Annotated in this window: 21 protein-coding genes; 12 read left to right on the top strand and 9 right to left on the bottom strand. The window is 66.0% G+C overall.

Annotated elements, in window-relative coordinates:
* Positions 1 to 139 precede the first annotated feature (139 nt).
* From rpsF to rplI, 4 genes are all read left to right on the top strand, one after another.
* A complete protein-coding gene (rpsF, locus tag ACYQ1Z_RS07095; RefSeq protein ID WP_015939036.1) occupies positions 140 to 445 on the top strand; it encodes a 30S ribosomal protein S6 in 306 nt (101 codons plus the stop codon).
* Between the two features lie 76 nt (positions 446 to 521).
* Positions 522 to 1094, top strand: a complete 573-nt coding sequence (locus tag ACYQ1Z_RS07090; protein ID WP_459791786.1) for a single-stranded DNA-binding protein — start codon at positions 522 to 524, stop codon at positions 1092 to 1094.
* A 126-nt stretch (positions 1095 to 1220) separates the two neighbouring features.
* The gene (gene rpsR, locus ACYQ1Z_RS07085) at positions 1221 to 1460 is read left to right on the top strand and encodes a 30S ribosomal protein S18 (RefSeq protein ID WP_003800144.1); all 240 of its coding nucleotides are present in this window, start codon (positions 1221 to 1223) and stop codon (positions 1458 to 1460) included.
* Between the two features lie 17 nt (positions 1461 to 1477).
* Positions 1478 to 1930, top strand: coding sequence for a 50S ribosomal protein L9 (gene rplI, locus ACYQ1Z_RS07080; RefSeq protein WP_459791785.1), 453 nt, complete (start codon positions 1478 to 1480; stop codon positions 1928 to 1930).
* Positions 1931 to 2013: 83 nt separating this feature from the next.
* Here the strand turns inward: rplI and ACYQ1Z_RS07075 are convergent, their stop codons facing one another.
* Together ACYQ1Z_RS07075 and ACYQ1Z_RS07070 are read right to left on the bottom strand one after the other, a co-directional pair.
* Positions 2014 to 2559, bottom strand: coding sequence for a hypothetical protein (locus ACYQ1Z_RS07075; RefSeq protein WP_459791784.1), 546 nt, complete (start codon positions 2557 to 2559; stop codon positions 2014 to 2016).
* Positions 2560 to 2740: 181 nt separating this feature from the next.
* The gene (locus ACYQ1Z_RS07070; protein ID WP_459791783.1) at positions 2741 to 3160 is read right to left on the bottom strand and encodes a DUF1801 domain-containing protein; all 420 of its coding nucleotides are present in this window, start codon (positions 3158 to 3160) and stop codon (positions 2741 to 2743) included.
* Positions 3161 to 3310: 150 nt separating this feature from the next.
* On the opposite strand from ACYQ1Z_RS07070, the gene ACYQ1Z_RS07065 reads away from it, so the two are divergent.
* Together ACYQ1Z_RS07065 and ACYQ1Z_RS07060 are read left to right on the top strand one after the other, a co-directional pair.
* A complete protein-coding gene (locus ACYQ1Z_RS07065; protein WP_459791782.1) occupies positions 3311 to 3937 on the top strand; it encodes an FMN reductase in 627 nt (208 codons plus the stop codon).
* A gap of 52 nt (positions 3938 to 3989) precedes the next feature.
* Positions 3990 to 4313 (top strand): TFIIB-type zinc ribbon-containing protein, encoded by a 324-nt coding sequence (locus tag ACYQ1Z_RS07060; protein WP_459791781.1) that lies wholly within the window; start codon positions 3990 to 3992, stop codon positions 4311 to 4313.
* A 36-nt stretch (positions 4314 to 4349) separates the two neighbouring features.
* Here the strand turns inward: ACYQ1Z_RS07060 and ACYQ1Z_RS07055 are convergent, their stop codons facing one another.
* Positions 4350 to 4919: a hypothetical protein gene (locus ACYQ1Z_RS07055; protein ID WP_459791780.1), complete on the bottom strand. Its 570-nt coding sequence runs from the start codon at positions 4917 to 4919 to the stop codon at positions 4350 to 4352.
* A 15-nt stretch (positions 4920 to 4934) separates the two neighbouring features.
* A complete protein-coding gene (locus ACYQ1Z_RS07050) occupies positions 4935 to 5207 on the bottom strand; it encodes a hypothetical protein (RefSeq protein WP_459791779.1) in 273 nt (90 codons plus the stop codon).
* A 658-nt stretch (positions 5208 to 5865) separates the two neighbouring features.
* Here ACYQ1Z_RS07050 and dnaB point away from each other — a divergent pair.
* Positions 5866 to 7245 (top strand): replicative DNA helicase, encoded by a 1380-nt coding sequence (gene dnaB / locus ACYQ1Z_RS07045; protein ID WP_459791778.1) that lies wholly within the window; start codon positions 5866 to 5868, stop codon positions 7243 to 7245.
* Positions 7246 to 7302: 57 nt separating this feature from the next.
* On the opposite strand, the gene ACYQ1Z_RS07040 is transcribed toward dnaB, so the two are convergent.
* On the bottom strand, positions 7303 to 8274 hold the full coding sequence (locus tag ACYQ1Z_RS07040; RefSeq protein ID WP_459791777.1) for an acyl-CoA thioesterase: 972 nt from the start codon (positions 8272 to 8274) through the stop codon (positions 7303 to 7305).
* Positions 8275 to 8426: 152 nt separating this feature from the next.
* Positions 8427 to 8861: a DoxX family protein gene (locus ACYQ1Z_RS07035; RefSeq protein WP_459791776.1), complete on the bottom strand. Its 435-nt coding sequence runs from the start codon at positions 8859 to 8861 to the stop codon at positions 8427 to 8429.
* A gap of 192 nt (positions 8862 to 9053) precedes the next feature.
* On the opposite strand from ACYQ1Z_RS07035, the gene ACYQ1Z_RS07030 reads away from it, so the two are divergent.
* From ACYQ1Z_RS07030 to ACYQ1Z_RS07020, 3 genes are all read left to right on the top strand, one after another.
* Positions 9054 to 10406: an MATE family efflux transporter gene (locus tag ACYQ1Z_RS07030; RefSeq protein ID WP_459791775.1), complete on the top strand. Its 1353-nt coding sequence runs from the start codon at positions 9054 to 9056 to the stop codon at positions 10404 to 10406.
* Positions 10407 to 10447: 41 nt separating this feature from the next.
* On the top strand, positions 10448 to 11038 hold the full coding sequence (locus ACYQ1Z_RS07025; RefSeq protein WP_459791774.1) for a hypothetical protein: 591 nt from the start codon (positions 10448 to 10450) through the stop codon (positions 11036 to 11038).
* 103 nt (positions 11039 to 11141) lie between these two features.
* Complete coding sequence (locus ACYQ1Z_RS07020; protein ID WP_459791773.1) at positions 11142 to 11495, top strand: hypothetical protein; 354 nt, start codon at positions 11142 to 11144, stop codon at positions 11493 to 11495.
* A gap of 72 nt (positions 11496 to 11567) precedes the next feature.
* Here ACYQ1Z_RS07020 and ACYQ1Z_RS07015 read toward each other — a convergent pair whose 3' ends face one another.
* The gene (locus tag ACYQ1Z_RS07015; protein ID WP_459791772.1) at positions 11568 to 12113 is read right to left on the bottom strand and encodes a CGNR zinc finger domain-containing protein; all 546 of its coding nucleotides are present in this window, start codon (positions 12111 to 12113) and stop codon (positions 11568 to 11570) included.
* A 71-nt stretch (positions 12114 to 12184) separates the two neighbouring features.
* Between ACYQ1Z_RS07015 and ACYQ1Z_RS07010 the strand changes: the two genes are divergently transcribed.
* Positions 12185 to 13231 carry an EamA family transporter gene (locus ACYQ1Z_RS07010; RefSeq protein WP_459791771.1) on the top strand — a complete coding sequence of 349 codons (1047 nt, stop codon included), beginning with the start codon at positions 12185 to 12187 and terminating at the stop codon, positions 13229 to 13231.
* Between the two features lie 98 nt (positions 13232 to 13329).
* Here the strand turns inward: ACYQ1Z_RS07010 and ACYQ1Z_RS07005 are convergent, their stop codons facing one another.
* Positions 13330 to 13599 (bottom strand): WXG100 family type VII secretion target, encoded by a 270-nt coding sequence (locus ACYQ1Z_RS07005; RefSeq protein WP_459791770.1) that lies wholly within the window; start codon positions 13597 to 13599, stop codon positions 13330 to 13332.
* Between the two features lie 211 nt (positions 13600 to 13810).
* Between ACYQ1Z_RS07005 and ACYQ1Z_RS07000 the strand changes: the two genes are divergently transcribed.
* Positions 13811 to 14083 carry a DUF2277 domain-containing protein gene (locus ACYQ1Z_RS07000; RefSeq protein WP_459791769.1) on the top strand — a complete coding sequence of 91 codons (273 nt, stop codon included), beginning with the start codon at positions 13811 to 13813 and terminating at the stop codon, positions 14081 to 14083.
* An 11-nt stretch (positions 14084 to 14094) separates the two neighbouring features.
* Here ACYQ1Z_RS07000 and ACYQ1Z_RS06995 read toward each other — a convergent pair whose 3' ends face one another.
* Positions 14095 to 16413, bottom strand: coding sequence for a heavy metal translocating P-type ATPase (locus ACYQ1Z_RS06995; protein ID WP_459791768.1), 2319 nt, complete (start codon positions 16411 to 16413; stop codon positions 14095 to 14097).
* Positions 16414 to 16429 lie beyond the last annotated feature (16 nt).

The following is a 16429-nucleotide window of genomic DNA, read 5'->3' as shown; positions in this document are numbered from 1 at the left end:
GGTCCAGATGCACTAAGATAGTGAAGTCTGTGCTGCGTCCTGCCGCCCTTCCGGCGGCCGGGCATTGCACGGCATCGCAAATGAACCTCCTGTTACGGAAATGCCGTAACCGCTTAGCCCAAAGGAGGTGGGTTCACATATGCGTCCTTACGAATTGATGGTAATCATCGACCCCGAGGTCGAAGAGCGTACCGTTGAGCCGTCGCTTCAGAAGTTCCTGAACGTCATCACCAACGATGGTGGAACCATCGAAAAGGTTGACATCTGGGGCCGTCGCCGTCTGGCTTACGACATCAAGAAGAAGTCCGAAGGTATCTACGCCGTGGTGAACTTCACCGCCAAGCCGGAAACCGCCAAGGAACTTGACCGCCAGCTGTCTCTTAACGAGACCATCATGCGCACCAAGATCACCCGCCCCGAAGAGCAGAAGGTTGTTGCTGAGTAATTTCAGCACCAATTTTCATTCTTTACCCCGCAGGAAACGCACTCTTCACCCGAAGGCTCGAACAAGGAGGCAGTAGATGGCAGGCGAGACCACCATTACGGTCATCGGTAATCTCACCAATGACCCGGAATTGCGGTTCACACCGTCAGGTTCGGCAGTAGCGAACTTCACCATCGCGTCCACCCCGCGCACCTTCGACCGCCAGTCCAACGAGTGGAAGGACGGGGAAACCCTGTTCCTCCGCGCCGCAGTCTGGCGTGAAGCAGCCGAGAACGTTGCCGAATCCCTCACAAAGGGCATGCGCGTCATCGTCACCGGCCGCCTGAAGAGCCGTTCCTACGAAACCAAAGAAGGCGAAAAGCGCACCGTTATCGAGCTTGAGGTCGACGAGATCGGCCCGAGCCTGCGCTACGCCAATGCCAAGGTCAACCGCACCCAGCGCTCCGGCGGCGGGCAGGGCGGCTTCGGCGGCGGCAACAGCGGCGGTGGCTTCGGAGGCGGCAACTCTGGCGGAAACCAGGGCGGCAACTCCGGTGGAGGCTGGGGCGGCGGCAACCAGCAGGCTGCACAGGACGATCCCTGGGCTACGCCCGGTGTGTCCAGTTCAGGCGGCTGGGGCAATGGCCCCGATTCCGAACCTCCCTTCTAAAACAACCATTAAAGGCCCGACGCCGGGACCGCCCGGTTGCCGCAAGGCGCCGGCGGGAACACCGCCGTAGGACCACCACCATCCCGTGGATCCATTCCACGGGCTCCCTAGAATAGGAGCTCCACGATGGCTAAGGCTGAACTCCGTAAGCCCAAACCAAAGTCCAACCCCTTGAAGGCCGCTGACATCACCGTCATCGACTACAAGGACGTAGCACTGCTGCGCAAGTTCATCTCCGACCGCGGCAAGATCCGCGCCCGTCGCGTCACCGGCGTCACGGTCCAGGAACAGCGCAAGATCGCACAGGCAATCAAGAACGCCCGCGAAGTTGCTCTGCTGCCTTACTCCGGCGCTGGCCGCGGCTAAGGAAGGGATTAACTACCATGGCAAAGCTCATTCTGACCCACGAAGTCACCGGTCTCGGTGCTGCTGGCGACGTTGTCGAGGTCAAGGACGGTTACGCACGTAACTACCTGCTGCCCCGCAACTTCGCCCTGACCTGGACGAAGGGCGGCGAAAAGCAGGTTGAGTCCATCAAGGCTGCCCGCGCCGCCCGCGAGCACGCTTCCCTGGAAGACGCTCAGAAGCAGGCTGCTGCACTGCAGTCCAAGCCGGTCCAGCTGGTCGTCAAGGCCGGCGAATCCGGACGCCTGTTCGGTACGGTCAAGCAGGCCGACGTTGCCGACGCTGTCGAGGCTGCCGGCCTCGGCAAGATCGACAAGCGCAAGGTTGAACTGCCGGCGCACATCAAGTCGGTTGGTTCCTACCAGGCCAACGTCCGTCTGCACGACGACGTTGCTGCTGTGATCGAACTCGACGTCGTAGCCGGGAAGTAATTTCTGACTGCATCGAAGACCCCCGTTGCCGGATTCCGGCGGCGGGGGTCTTTTGCTTGGGTCCCGTTGACCGAATAACCGGGTCAGATCCCCCAGTGAGCCAGGATTGCTTCGCAGAAGTCGTCGTTCGTGCCGGTGGAACCGAAGATCAGCTCGTCGCTGATCACGTCGCCCGACGCCTGGTCGACCGTGAGGAGCCTGCGGACCTGGCCGTCGCCTTTGGCGAGGATCTTGCCGTCACTTCCGATCAGCCGGTTCTCTCCCGTGAGCAGCACGGTGATGCTGAGCGTCCCGTCCCCGTTGTCGGTAATCTTGAGGTCCTTGGCGAGCGTATTCGGCTGGATATCGGTCACCGTCATCCCGTTGTAGGTGAACGTCTGGACGATCCTGAGCCTCTCGTGAACCCACACCAGGCCATCATCGCCGCGGGTCTTGGCTGAGCCCGAACCCGTCTGGTCATACGTGAATGCGACCCGCAGACCCGAACCGCAGAAGTCATCATTCACGCCGCTGCGTGAGGAATCGAGGCTGTAACGTTCGACCACTTCCGCGTTGGCGGGGGCACCTCCAGTGACGGCGAGCCCGCCGAGGAGGAGCGCGGTGACGAATGGACTGAGTTTACTGAGCATGGCGGTGACTTTCGATCGGGCAGACCCTGCGCAAACATAAGGAAGGTGTCGCATCGGGACGCTTGGCGTACCGCCAGATACCGGCTGCGACGACGACCCAGCCTGCGGTGATTTTACTCCCCGGTCCTACTTCGCGATACGGTCCTGTGCGGCGCGGAGTGCGCCTCGCGCAACTGGTTCCTCAGGGCCGATGCAGTTCCTTCATCACGTAGTCATGGCCGGTGCGGATCAATTGTTCCAGCACGTCCAAATCCACGTCGGCGAGTCTGTTGATATACAGGCATCCCACCCCGGTTTTGTGCTTGCCCAGCCGGGGCAGCAGTTGCTGGGCGGCCGGGCTGTAGATTAACCCGTACAGGGCAAGGTTGGATTTCCGCGGAGAGAAGCCGACGGCGGCCGTATCGCCTTCGCGGCTGGCGCCCCTGTAGTGGTACGTCCCGAAGCCCACAATGCTCGGCCCCCACATGACCGGTTCAAGCCCGGTCACCCGCCGCATTAGGTCCAGGAGAGCGAACCCGTCCGCCCGCCGGACGGGATGTTCCACTGTGGCCAGGAACTCCTCCACAGGGACGTCAGTCGGATGCGTCTTGTTCTCATCCATGGCGGTAGTTTTGCAGAACCGGTGGAAGTCCGGCCAGAGCCTGGAGCGGCGAGGGCATTTGGCGCGCGGGAATAACCTGCCTGGCTCCCCGGTTTGTCACTTTAGATGCAAATGCATGTATGGTGAATGAACGAGCAACAGGAGAATGCCATGGAAACCCGCCGTATCACTGTCCTTTCCGCCGGCCTGGGCGTACCGTCGTCGAGCCGGCTGCTGGCCGACCAGCTGGCAGCGTCTGCCGAGCGGCAGCTGGCGGCGGCCGGATATGCGGTGACCGTGGACGTCGTCGAACTCCGGGACCTGGCCGTGGACATCGCCAACAACTTCGTCACCGGCTACGCCGCGCCCCGCCTGGCCGAGGTTATTGCCGGCGTGGAAGCCTCCGATGGGATCATCGCCGTGAGCCCGGTGTTCAGCGCCTCCTACAGTGGACTGTTCAAGTCCTTCATCGATGTCCTCGATCCCAAGTCCCTGGATGGAAAGGCCGTCCTCCTGGGTGCAACAGGCGGCACCGACCGCCACCAGATGGTCCTTGACCACGCCATGCGCCCCCTGTTCAGCTACCTCCGCACGCGCACGGCTGCAACCGCTGTCTTCGCGGGCCCGCAGGACTGGGGCACGGTGGACGATGGCGGGTTTTCCCTGGCGGACCGGATCGAACGGGCCGCCGGTGAATTCACGCTGCTGCTGAGCGGGCCGCAACCTGGCCGCAAGCCCGCCCCCATGGAGTCCCTGCCCTTCGAACAGCTGTTGGCCGGTATTTCCGGAAACCGCTAAGGGGCTCGAACTTTCCGGCCGTCCTGGTCGTTGACCGGACATGAAATGCCCTGTGGATTCCGTGGACCTGCTGATGACCGAGCGCAGCGGGGTGGAAATCGACTTTTGCCCGCAATGCCGCGGGGTCTGGCTGGACCGTGGCGAGCTCGACAAGATCCTTGACCGGGCGGCGGAGCTGATGCCCGGCGCAGACTCCCGGCGCCCGGCCCCGCCAGCGCCTGGACCCGTACCGCCGCCGCTGTATCCGAACTTCCAGCCGCGCAAGGACCAGCCGCGCTATGACGACCGGTACGGCAGGCAAGGATACGACCCGGACTACGACCGCCGGCGGCACAAGAAAAAAGAGGGCTGGCTCGGGGAACTGTTCGACTTCTAGCGGCTCCGGCCGTCGGGCCGAACGGGCAGCGGGGCCCTAGTCGTCCAGGAGTTCGATGAACTCCCGGGCCTGCTTCATGGAGATGTCCGAGTGCCGGGTCAGTGCCGCTGCGGCCGCCTCGGTGTCCCCGTTCCTCGCCAGGGTACGGATTCGTCCGTAGATCTCGTCATTGAGCATATTGCTGCTGACTTCCCGCGTGACGTCGCCCTTGCTGGCGATGGCCCGGTAGCGGTAGGGGAAACGTTGCGGCTCATCATCGTCGTCGTCTTCGTCCGGGGCTGGAACCTCGGTGCTGCGGTAGGGCTGCGGATGGGCCGCCAGCGCACCCACGGCGTCGCGCGAGGCCCGCAGGCCGTCCCCGGAAATTTCGTAGTACAGCTTGATGGCGGCCATCGCCTGCCCCTGCGCGATCAGCGCGTAAAGCCGCCGGTGCTCATCCTCCGACAGTTTTGCTGCCGCTGCACGCGCCAGCTCGACGGACGTGGCCGCAGGCTGGGCAGGCCCAGTTGCCCTTGCTGTTTTCCGCCGTCCCAGGGCGCGGGCAGCGAGCGTAACGCCCGCAACCACGGCGAGGAGGATCAGGACAGGGACCACAAGCGATTCCATCGTTCTAAAGCCGTTCTATTTGTTTCCGGGCAGGAGCCAGGGCGGGTTGCCTGCGTCGTGCTGCTGGGCGGTGTGCCCGGGCCGGGTCCGGGCTTCAATCCGGGCGCGGGCAGCAGACGCGGCTTCGGCCTGCGCAGCGTAATGCCGGGCCGACCGCTCGGCGAGGTCGCGCTGGTACTTTTCCGCGTCGGAGATGCCGGCGTCACGTGGGCTCAGGGCGGTGGCCAGTCCCCAAAGGAGCGCCACCAGGACAATTGCAGGCAACAGCACCAGCAGTAGTTCGCCCATACCTAGAGCTTATGCCAGATCGATGTTATCCACAGCAATATTCACCTGGCTGCATGGAGCACACCGCGGTACCGCAGTGGGATTCCATTCGGGTATATGAGAAGGGTCACTGCCCCTCGTATGGCATATGTCATGCGCGGTGTTCCGGTACGCTGACCTGCCGACGCCGACTCGCGGCTGTGGATGAAATTCCACAGAAGAAATATTTACTCCACAGGCCAGTTGCCACGTTTTCGCAGGTCAGGACCGGGTACGGGGTAAAAGTTTTTTTGTTTCCACAGGATTCCACACAGGCTGTGCACAAGCTATGCCCACTAGTGCACAGGTTATCCACAGCTGGTGGCGGCTTCCGGCTTTGCCGCAGGAGCGTGGGCGGTTAGCGTAGCGGAGTACCTCTTTCGCGCCCCGAACAAAGGCCCTTGGACCCAGCGGAAACCGCAGTCCCGAGGGCTGTGGAGCGGCCCGGAAGAGGGCACTGTGGAAAACCTGTGGATAGTGGGGATAACTCCCGTTATCGCCCTCATCCATTGGCTCCCGGGAGGATTGTCAGTCCCTGCCGGTAGACCTGTTCAGGTGGCGGACCCGGCTTCGGCGGGGAGGCCCGACAGTACAGCAACCACCGGCGCCCAGGCCCCGGTACACATGGAGGACGGCACTTTTGTCAATCGCGCATCTTGATCCGGAGACAACCCGCGAATCGGACACCAGCCGCAAACCTCCCCAGGACATCGCCGCGGAACAATCCGTCCTGGGCGGCATGATGCTATCCAAGGACGCCATCGCCGACGTTGTGGAGATCCTCCGCGGCCAGGACTTCTACCGGCCAGCCCACGAAACCATCTACGAAGCCATCATCGACCTCTACGGCCGCGGCGAACCCGCTGATGCCGTAACCGTCTCCGATGAACTCACCAAGCGCGCAGAGATCAACAGGATCGGCGGCCCCGCCTACCTGCACGAGCTCATCCAGACTGTCCCCACCGCCGCCAACGCGGGGTACTACGCGGAAATCGTTGCCGAGCGCGCCGTCCTTCGGCGGCTGGTCAATGCCGGCACCAAGATCGTCCAGCTTGGCTACGGCTCCGACGGCGAGGTGGAGGACCTGGTCAACCAGGCCCAGGCCGAGGTGTATGCCGTGGCCGAACGCCGGACGGCCGAGGACTACGTCGTCCTCAAGGACGTCATGGAATCCACCGTGGATGAGATCGAAGCCTCCGGCCACCGCGGTGAAGGCATGGTGGGTGTGCCCACGGGGTTCTACGAACTGGATGAGCTGACGCACGGCCTGCATCCCGGCCAGATGATCGTCATCGCCGCGCGGCCCGCCGTCGGTAAGTCCACGTTCGCCCTGGACTTCGCCCGCTCCGCCGCGATCAAGAACAACCTGGCCACCGTTATGTTCTCACTGGAAATGGGCCGCAACGAGATCGCCATGCGCCTGTTGTCCGCTGAGGCCACCATCAGCCTCCAGGACCTCCGCAAGGGAACCATCAAGGACGAGCAGTGGTCCAAGATCGCCACCACCATGGGGCGCATGAACGATGCTCCGCTGTTCATTGACGACAGCCCCAACATGTCCCTCATGGAGATCCGCGCAAAGTGCCGCCGCCTCAAGCAGCAGCATGACCTCAAGCTTGTGGTCCTTGACTACCTGCAGCTGATGAGCTCAGGCAAGAAGGTGGAGTCCCGCCAGCAGGAAGTCTCCGAGTTCTCGCGTGCCCTGAAGCTGCTGGCCAAGGAGCTCCAGGTTCCCGTCATCGCCCTTTCACAGCTGAACCGTGGGTCGGAACAGCGTTCGGACAAGCGGCCCATGGTGTCCGACCTCCGTGAGTCCGGCTCCATCGAGCAGGACGCGGACATGGTGATCCTGCTCCACCGCGAGGACGTGTATGACAAGGAATCCCCCCGTGCCGGGGAGGCCGACATCCTGGTGGCAAAGCACCGTAACGGCCCCACGAAGGACATCGTTGTCGCGTTCCAGGGCCACTACTCCCGCTTCGCCAATATGGCGGGCGACGCAGGCGGCGGCGGCTTCTAGGTAGGCCTGCCAGCCGGGGCGGACTCAGCCTGCGGCCGCTTCGGCACCCCTGCGGGCTTAAGCCTGTCCGAGCAGGTGGTTGGGGAGCCGGTTGCCCGGCGCCGTGCCCCTGATCTCCAGCAGCTCGCGTGCATGGGCATGCAGCCGCTTGTCCTCAGCGCTGACCGGCACCCAGGCGGGGATGGGCACGGACGTGCCTTCGTCGTCGCGCGCCACCATGACGGTGAGGCAGTAGGTGGTCAGGTTCAGCTCCCGGCCCTTCGGATCCCCCGAGCGGACATGTACGGCAATGTGCATGCCTTTGGTCCCGGTGTAGACAAGCCGCGCCTCCACCTCCACCACATGGCCGATCAGCAGGGGCCGGTAGAAGCGGACGCCGCCGGAAAACACGGCAACGGTGTCCCTGCCGCAGTACCTGGTGGCGCAGACGTAGGCTGCTTCGTCGATCCACTTCATGACAATGCCGCCGTGGACTTTGCCGCCCCAGTTCACGTCGGTGGGGGCGGCCATGAAGCGGAGCGTGACCCGTTCGGCCGTGCCGGCATCGGTGTATTCCTGCCGGTTCATGGCTTCGACGATCTGCTCACGGACTTTGATCCGGGCCAGCGCGTGGTCCCGCTGCTCGATTTCGGCGGGAGTGACGGGCTCGAACTGCCGTACAGGGATGGGTTTGCCGTCCTCACCCACGGCAACAAAGATCACTAGGCATTGGCTGCGCATGGTGGCGGCCCCGCCCTTGGGGTCTCCGGATGACACCACGGTCTGGATGTGCATTGAGGAACGGCCGGTGTACACGATGGTGGCTTCCACTTCAACCATGTCCCCGCTGTTGACGGGATCGGCGAAGTGGATGTTTCCCACGTAGGCGGTTACGCAGTACGACTTTGCCCAGCCCACAGCTGCCGCGTAGGCGGCCTTGTCCACCCACTCAAGGACGGTGCCCGCGTCCACGGAGCCGCTATGCCCCACGTCCATCGGGGCGGCCAGGAAGCGGAGGGTCACGGAGTTGGGCGTGCCGGGCTCAGTCATGGTGCCGATCATACTGACGCTGCCGGTTACCGGCGGGTTCGGCTGCCCGGCCGCCGCTTTGGCGAAATCGCTGGAACGGTGTGGGAACGCTGTAGCGGAACAGCGTTCCCACCCCCCCCCCCCCCCCCCCCCCGCCGTCGGACGTTGTTTTCCTAGGCGAGGACTGCCAGCTTGGAATTGTTGCGGCCAAAGAGGGCGCGGTCCACGGAGAGGCGGCCGGCACCGGTGAGGGCCAGGGCAAAGGCAGCGGCGGCCAGCAGCAGGACCAGTTCGTAGCCGCCGTTGGCAGCGAAGACGCCGGCGGAGGCGTGAACCAGGAACAGTGCGCCGAGCATGTCGAGGGCCAGGAGCGCGGCAACAACGCGGGTCAGGATGCCCAGGATCAGGGCGATCCCGCCCGCAAGCTCAAGGACGGCGACTGCGGGAGCAGCAACCTCGGCTGCGGGGACGCCCATTTTCGCAAAGGAGGCCTGCGTGCCGGCGATGGTCCACTCGTTGAACTTCTGCCAGCCGTGGGCGGCGAAGAGGAAGCCGAGCACAATGCGCAGGGCGGTCAGGGCGGTAGTGGTGAGTCGGGACTGGTTCATGGGTTTCACCGTTTCGGATGTCGGTCGGAGCTGGACGATTGCAAGCAGGGGCCGGATCGCAGCGGAAAGCTTGAATACTCAAGTCTTGATCAAGATTGGTTGAAGTGTCAACTATATAGTGCTGAATGTGGGCTATGTCATGGGGACGCAACGGCAGGACGTCCAGGAGTCGCGGGTGGCTAAGCTGGCACGGTGCCCCAACCAACCACGCCCGTACCCGTAGCCGCCCGTAAGGGCCACTCCAGGGAAATCCTGCGGCTCGCCGTCCCGGCCTTCGGTGCGCTTGTGGCCGAGCCGCTGTTCCTGCTGGCCGATTCCGCCATCATCGGGCACCTCGGGGTGGCGCAGCTGGCCGGCGTTGGACTCGCATCCGCCGTCCTGCACACCGCCGTCGGCCTGATGGTCTTCCTCGCCTACTCAACGACCCCGGCCGTGGCCCGGGCGATCGGCGACGGGCAGCTCGGAAAGGCCCTTGCGGCCGGGCGCGACGGCGTCTGGCTGGCCCTGTTGCTCGGCATCGTCCTGGCGGTGGCCGGCTTCGTCGGGGCCGACCCGCTGATCGGCCTGATGGGCGCCGAGGGCGAGGTGCGGGCCTTTGCCGTCGAATACCTTCGCTGGTCCATGCCGGGGCTGGTGGCCATGCTGCTGATCTTCGCGGGAACGGGTGTCCTGCGCGGCCTGCAGGACACCCGGACCCCGCTGGTGGTGGCCACTGCCGGGTTTGGCCTGAACATCGTCCTGAATCTATGGCTGGTGTACGGCCTTGGCTGGTCGGTCGCCGGCTCGGCGGTGGGAACCAGCGTGGCGCAGTGGGCAATGGCGGCCGTCTATCTGCTGATGGTCCGCCACAACGCCGTCAGTAACAACGTCAGCCTCCTGCCGAGCTGGCGGGGCATCCGCAGCATGACGAGGGTGGGGTCCTGGCTGATGCTGCGGACACTCAGCCTGCGGGCCGCCATCCTCGCGACGGTGCTGGTGGTGACCGCGCAGGGGGCGGTCAACCTCGCAGCGCACCAGCTGGCAATGGCCATCTTTTCGTTCCTGGCTTTCGCCCTGGATGCCCTGGCGATCGCAGCCCAGGCACTGATCGGCAAGGAGTTGGGTGCCTCGAACGCGGCCAAGGCACGCGAGCTGACGGGCACCATGATCCGCTGGGGTGCCGGTTTCGGCGTGGTCACCGGCGCCCTGCTCGCGGCCGCGGCGCCGTGGGCGGGTGCCCTGTTCACATCCGACCAGCAGGTGCAGTCCGTCCTTGCGGTGGCTCTGTGGATCCTTGCCGCCGGCCAGCCCGTGGCAGGATACGTCTTTGTGCTGGACGGGGTCCTCATCGGCGCCGGAGACGCCAGGTACCTGGCCGTGGCCGGGCTGGTGAACCTGGCGGTATACCTCCCATTGCTGGCTGCGGTCGCCTGGTCCGGTGCCGCCGGGGCTGCCGGACTGGGCTGGCTGTGGGCCGCTTTTGCGGTCGGCTACATGGCCGCGCGCGCCGTGACCCTGGGGCTACGTGCGCGGTCGGACCGGTGGATCGTGCTGGGCTCCGGGTAGCGGTCCGTGCGCCCGGCAGCCGGCCCTACTAAACTGGACCGGTGACGCAACCGATGACACCCGCAGGCGAAACAACGGGCACCGCCCCCCGGCACGATCTCTGGAAGCCCGTCCTGCTCCGCTCGGCGGCTGCGCTCGCGTTCGGAGCTGTGACCATCTTCTGGGCTTCCCCCTCCGTCGAGGTCATGGGCTGGGCCGGCGGGCTCTACCTCCTGGCCACCGGCGTCGTCATCCTCCTGGGTGCGGCCGCCACGGGGTTTGCCCGCCAGTCATCGTCCGGCAAGCTGATCTCCGCGGCGGGGTCCGTCCTCACGGGCGCGGGTTTCGCGCTGGTGCTGCTGCACAGTGACCTTCTCTTCGGCGTTGTTGCCGCCGTTGGCCTGGGCGTCGCCGGAGCGCTGGAGCTTGCGTGCGGCATCCGGAACCGTGGCCGGCACGTCCTGGCGCGGGACTGGATCGCATCCGGCGTCATCGGCCTGGGAACCGCCGCCGCCCTGCCGTTCTTCATCGGCCTGGGTGCCCATGCGCTGCTGGGCGTGGCCGGCGGCGGGGCGATTATTTCCGGCGTCCTGTGGATCCTCTCGGGCCTGACACTTCGGCACGATGCCCGCAGCGGGGCCGGGAAGCCGTAAACTAGGAAGGCGCGGTTCTACTCGGCGTAGAAATATCGGACCGGCGCACCACCACACAACGTACACCAGGCCGGCCGCATGCCGCCTGCAGGGAGGATTCACCGTGGCAGACCAGCAACCAGGAAAACCGCGCAAGCTGCGGACCTCGGTGAAGGGGCCCCTGATGTTCTCCGCCTTCTGGGCCGTGGTCACCTTCGTGGCCGTCCTCATCTTCGCTTCCGGCGGCAGCGCCAAGGTGCCCCGCTTCGACCTCGCCTTCACCGGCGCCGGCATTGCGTTCATCGTCACCCTGGTCATCGCGGCGATGCTCTCCATGAGCTACAAGGAAAACGCTGAGCACCTGGGCAAAGGCTCCGGCATCAACCTGAGTTCCGCGAAGAAGCCGTCGCACGGCTTCGGTCCGGCGGGCAGCCAGAACGCGTCCGACGACGGCACGGACGGCCCGGCGCCCCACTAACCCGCGGCGCAACCGCCCGCCAAATCAGCGGGCGCAACAAGCCTGCGTTTCCGCCGGGACGGGGCCCGGCCGTCAGCTTGCTGCCGCCTGCCGGGCCCGGTACGCGGCGACATGCGCCCGGTTGGCGCAATTCCCCGTATCGCAGTACCGCTTTGACCGGTTCCGGGTCAGGTCCAGGACGGCGGCGTTGCAGTCCTCCGCCTCGCAGGTGCGGAGCCGGTCCATCTCCTTGCCGCGGATCACGTCCGCCAGCGCCATGGCAGCCTCCGTGCTCATCCTGTCACCCAGTGGCGCTTCCGGTGCCGTCGCGTGCAGATGCCAGTCCCAGGCGTCGTGCTTGACCAGCTGGGGAAGGGCATTCGCCTCCCGCAGCAGCCGGTTCACTGTGGCCACGGCGGCATCCTCGCCGGCAGTCCAGAGTTCGGCCAGCTGGCGGCGGAGGCTGCGGACGCTCTCCAGCTCGGCCGCGTCCCGGGTCCTGGAACCGCTGAATCCTTCGGCCTCCAGGAACGCGTCCAGGTCCGTCTGTGTCGCCAGCCCTTCCCGCCCGTTCGCGGCCGAATTGATGAGGTCCACGACGGAGCGCAACGCCACCTCCGTGTCAGGGGCAAAAACCATCTTGACTCCTTACAGCGCACAAGGGTACTGTCATGACCATTACCCCACTTTACTCCTGACAGGAGGCGACGGTGCCTGCCGCCAACCACCAAGCCCGGATCCATAAGGCTGCTGCCCGGCCTGGATTCCTGGCATCCGGGCTGGGCGTTGCCCTGTTTTCCTCGGCAGTCTTCGGGCTCTCCGGGTCCTTCGCCAAGGCACTTTTGGAAACCGGCTGGTCAACGGGCGCCGCGGTCACCCTCCGGCTCACCGGCGCAGCACTGATCCTCGCCATCCCGGCCCTCGCCGCGCTCCGGGGACGCTGGCACCAGCTCCGGGACAACTGGCTGACCATCGTGCTGTTCGGCCTGATCGGCGTGGCGGCCTGCCAGCTGTTCTACTTCAACGCCGTGGCCCGACTGTCCGTAGGTGTCGCACTGCTGCTCGAGTACCTCGCGCCCGTGCTGATCGTGCTCTGGCTCTGGGCAGCCAGCCGGAAGCGCCCGCGTGCCCTGACCCTTGGCGGAACACTGCTTTCGCTGGCGGGGCTGGTGCTGGTCCTGGACCTTACGGGAGCCGTCAAGATCGATCCGGCCGGAGTCATGTGGGGCATCGCCGCCGCCGTCTGCCTGGCCATGTACTTCTTCATCACGGCCAAGGAAAACGACACCCTGCCACCCATTGTGCTCGCCTCGGGAGGCCTGATGGTGGGCGCAGCAGTCATGTGGCTTGCCGGGGCCACCGGCCTGCTGCCCATGGCATTCAGCGGCGCCGACACGAAACTCGGCCCCTGGGTCACCCCGTGGTGGGTCTCACTGGCCGGCCTGGTGGTCCTGGCCACGGTCCTGGCGTACGTCTCGGGCATCATGGCTGCCCGGGCCCTGGGCTCCAAGGTGGCATCCTTCGTGTCCCTGACCGAGGTCCTGTTCGCCGTGGTCTGGGCGTGGCTGCTGCTTGGCGAACTGCCCGGGGCCATCCAGCTGCTGGGCGGTGCCCTCATTGTGGGGGGCGTCATTCTGGTTCGGCTCGATGAACTCCGCGGCCCCGCAGCCGCCACGCCGGCGGGGATGGCTCCCGGTGCGGTTCCCAGGGCGGCGTCACCGCTGGAGCACGCGAACGACGTCGAACCCGTCCCGTAAGTGCCTCCGGCCCGCAGGCGCACCAACAGCCGGGCGGGTTAAGACGGGCTGGGCCGGACACCTTGCGGTGTCCGGCCCAGCCGTGTGGAGTCCGTGGACTAGACGCCCTGGGAGGCGTTGGACTGCTCTTCGGCATTGCGCTTGGCCTTCTGGCCGGCGTCCTTGAGTGCCTCGGCAACCTTGTTCAGCATCGTGGTGTGCTCGCCGTTCCACTGATCCTTGAACTTGTCCGCGTCCGGACCCTTCCAGTCAGTGTTGTTCAGCAGGTTGGTGAGAGTAGTGCGCTGCTGTTCGATCTCGTTCGCGCCGTGCTGAAGCTTGCTGCCGAGCTGGCGAAGCTGCTCAACGTCTGCACCCCAAATAGCCATCAGTTTCTCCTTGTGTTGATCGTGGATCCGAACCCGGTCGGCTCCCCAGCGGCCCCCCGGCTCATCCGGAAGATCCAATACCTAAAACCTACCCCGGCCGCGAAAACAGCGTCGATGGGCACCACTGCCCATGCCGGACTCCCCATCGACGGGCGGTCCAGAAGCTGCCGGAAGGGTCGATCCCAGGCGCTCCAGAGCCTAGCATGGCCTTATGTGCCGGAATATCCGAACCCTCCACAACTTTGAGCCGCACGCCACCTCGGAGGAAGTGCACGCCGCGGCCCTGCAGTATGTCCGCAAGATCAGCGGCAGCACCAAGCCATCCAAGGCGAACCAGGAAGCATTTGATGAGGCGGTCCACGAGATAGCCCACATCACCCAGCACCTCCTCGATGCCCTGGTCACCCAGGCACCGCCCAGGGACAGGGACGTGGAAGCGGCCAAGGCCAAGGCACGCGCCGCCGTCCGCTACGGTGCCGCCTGACCGGCCCGGGACTACTTTCCGAAGCTCCGCAGCCGCAGCGAGTTGGCCACTACCAGCACCGAGCTCGCGGCCATCGCGGCCCCGGCGATCATAGGGTTCAGCAGGCCCAGGGCGGCGACAGGAATGCCCAGGGCGTTGTAGAAGAACGCCCAGAACAGGTTGGTCTTGATGGTGGCCAGCGTCCTGCGGGAAAGCTCGATTGCCTGCGCCACCTGCGCCAGGTCATTGCCCATCACGGTGAGATCCGCGGCTTCGATCGCGACGTCGGTGCCGGACCCCATGGCGATGCCGAGGTCTGCCTGGGCCAGGGCGGCTGCGTCGTTCACGCCGTCGCCTGCCATCGCCACGGTGGCGCCGCCTGCCTGGAGTTTGCGGACAGCCTCCACTTTTCCTTCCGGCAGGACGCCGGAATAGACATCCCTGCCGTCAATGCCGACGGCGGCGGCCACCTGGGCGGCCACGGCGGCATTGTCCCCGGTCAGGAGGATGGGGCGCAGGCCCAGGTGCTTCAGCCGTGCGACCGCCGCAGCCGACCCGTCCTTGATGCTGTCCCGCAGGCTGATGATCCCGGCCGGGGTGCCGTCCACGGCAACCCAAATGGCGGTGGCTCCTGCCGCCTCCGCCGCGGCAAAAGCTTCCTGCTGTGCGGCGTCGGGGGTGACGCCGTTCTGTTCCAGCCAGCCCGTCCGGCCCGCAACCAGCAACCGTCCCCCGACAGTACCCAGGACTCCTCCGCCGGGCGCCGACCGGAAGCCCCGGACGGCCGGCAACCCGCCGGCGTCGTCCGCTGCCTTTGCTGCCGCCGCGATGGCATGTGCCACTGGATGCTCCGATGCCGCCTCCACCGCGCCGGCCAGCCGGAGGACGTCGCCCGCGGTGAAGCCGTTGAATGCCGCCGTTCCGTCCACGGCCAGCACGCCCGTGGTCACGGTGCCGGTCTTGTCCAGCAGGATGGTGTCCACGGTCCGGGTGTCTTCGAGGACCTGCGGCCCCTTGATGAGGATGCCCAACTGGGCGCCCCGGCCGGTGCCGGTCAGCAGGCCCACCGGGGTGGCCAGCCCGAGCGCGCAGGGGCAGGCAATGACCAGGACGGCGACGGCGGCGGTGAAGGCCGCGCGAAGGTCTCCGCTGGTGACATCGGGACCCGTGAACAGGAGCCACAGCAGGAAGGTGGCCACGGCGATGGCGAGGACCACCGGCACGAACACCGCGCTGATGCGGTCCGCCAGCCGGGCGATGGGCGCCTTGCCGGTCTGGGCCTGGGAGACCAGGCGCGCCATCTGGGCGAGGGTGGTCTCTGAGCCGACGCGGGTTGCCTTGACCAGGAGCCTGCCCGAGGTGTTGATGGTGGCACTGGTGACCGCGCTGCCCGGCCCGACCTCCACGGGGACGGATTCGCCGGTGACCAGGGACGTATCGACCGCCGAGTCGCCGTCGATGACCACGCCGTCGGTGGCGATCTTCTCACCTGGCCTGACTACCAGGACATCACCAACCTGGAGCCGGTCCGCGGGGATCCGGTGTTCCGTGTTCGCCCGGAGCACGGTGGCATCCTTCGCCCCGAGGTTGAGGAGGGCCTGCAGGGCGTCGCCGGCCTTTTGCTTGGCGTTGGCCTCCAGGTAGCGGCCCAGCAGCAGGAAGGTGGTCACCACCGCGGCCACTTCGAAGTACAGCCCGCCCGTTTCCATGCCTTCCATGCCCGGGTGTTCGGTCATCCGGGGATCGGCGGCGAGCTGCCAGGCCGAGAACAGGTAGGCCGCTGCGACGCCGATGGACACCAACGTGTCCATCGTGGAGGCGAGGTGGCGGGCGTTAATGGCCGCCGCGCGGTGGAACGGCCAGGCCGCCCAGGTCACCACGGGCAGTGCCAGAGCCGCTGCCGCCCAGCCCCACTGCGGGAACTGGAAGGCAGGGACCATGGAGATCAGGAAGACGGGCACGGTCAGGACTGCGGCGGCCAGGAGCCGGGGGAGGAGCCTGGCGGCAGTGCCGCCGTGGGCCAGATGGTCACCCGGAACTGCGCCATCCGGAGCATGTCCGACGGCGTCGTCCGCGCCGGCGGGGCCTGCCTCCCGCGCTGGGGGCTGCGGTGCGCGCACGGTTGCCTTGTAGCCCGCCGCGTTCACGGTGTCCACCAACTGTTCGTCCGTGATGCCGTCCGGCACCGTCACGTAGGCAGACTCCAGGGGCAGGTTTACCGAAGCCGCTACGCCCTCAAGCCTGCCCAGCTTCTTTTCCACGCGGTTGACGCAGGAGGCGCAGGTCATGCCCTCGATATCCAGTTCCACCACGCGTTGGCCGGACGGGTGGAGAAGCTCCTGATGACTCATGTATTTCCTCCTGCGC

Source organism: Arthrobacter sp. AD-310 (assembly GCF_054656615.1).
The sequence above is the reverse complement of the archived record's forward strand: the minus strand, read 5'-3'. Positions and strand labels throughout refer to the sequence as shown.

Bases quoted from the DNA above. Each gene is read 5' to 3' on its own strand.
- rpsF (WP_015939036.1), top strand. From the start codon at position 140: ATGCGTCCTTACGAATTGATGGTAATCATCGACCCCGAGGTCGAAGAG.
- ACYQ1Z_RS07090 (WP_459791786.1), top strand. From the start codon at position 522: ATGGCAGGCGAGACCACCATTACGGTCATCGGTAATCTCACCAATGAC.
- rpsR (WP_003800144.1), top strand. From the start codon at position 1,221: ATGGCTAAGGCTGAACTCCGTAAGCCCAAACCAAAGTCCAACCCCTTG.
- rplI (WP_459791785.1), top strand. From the start codon at position 1,478: ATGGCAAAGCTCATTCTGACCCACGAAGTCACCGGTCTCGGTGCTGCT.
- ACYQ1Z_RS07075 (WP_459791784.1), bottom strand. From the start codon at position 2,559: ATGCTCAGTAAACTCAGTCCATTCGTCACCGCGCTCCTCCTCGGCGGG.
- ACYQ1Z_RS07070 (WP_459791783.1), bottom strand. From the start codon at position 3,160: ATGGATGAGAACAAGACGCATCCGACTGACGTCCCTGTGGAGGAGTTC.
- ACYQ1Z_RS07065 (WP_459791782.1), top strand. From the start codon at position 3,311: ATGGAAACCCGCCGTATCACTGTCCTTTCCGCCGGCCTGGGCGTACCG.
- ACYQ1Z_RS07055 (WP_459791780.1), bottom strand. From the start codon at position 4,919: ATGGAATCGCTTGTGGTCCCTGTCCTGATCCTCCTCGCCGTGGTTGCG.
- ACYQ1Z_RS07050 (WP_459791779.1), bottom strand. From the start codon at position 5,207: ATGGGCGAACTACTGCTGGTGCTGTTGCCTGCAATTGTCCTGGTGGCG.
- ACYQ1Z_RS07040 (WP_459791777.1), bottom strand. From the start codon at position 8,274: ATGACTGAGCCCGGCACGCCCAACTCCGTGACCCTCCGCTTCCTGGCC.
- ACYQ1Z_RS07035 (WP_459791776.1), bottom strand. From the start codon at position 8,861: ATGAACCAGTCCCGACTCACCACTACCGCCCTGACCGCCCTGCGCATT.
- ACYQ1Z_RS07015 (WP_459791772.1), bottom strand. From the start codon at position 12,113: ATGGTTTTTGCCCCTGACACGGAGGTGGCGTTGCGCTCCGTCGTGGAC.
- ACYQ1Z_RS07005 (WP_459791770.1), bottom strand. From the start codon at position 13,599: ATGGCTATTTGGGGTGCAGACGTTGAGCAGCTTCGCCAGCTCGGCAGC.
- ACYQ1Z_RS07000 (WP_459791769.1), top strand. From the start codon at position 13,811: ATGTGCCGGAATATCCGAACCCTCCACAACTTTGAGCCGCACGCCACC.
- ACYQ1Z_RS06995 (WP_459791768.1), bottom strand. From the start codon at position 16,413: ATGAGTCATCAGGAGCTTCTCCACCCGTCCGGCCAACGCGTGGTGGAA.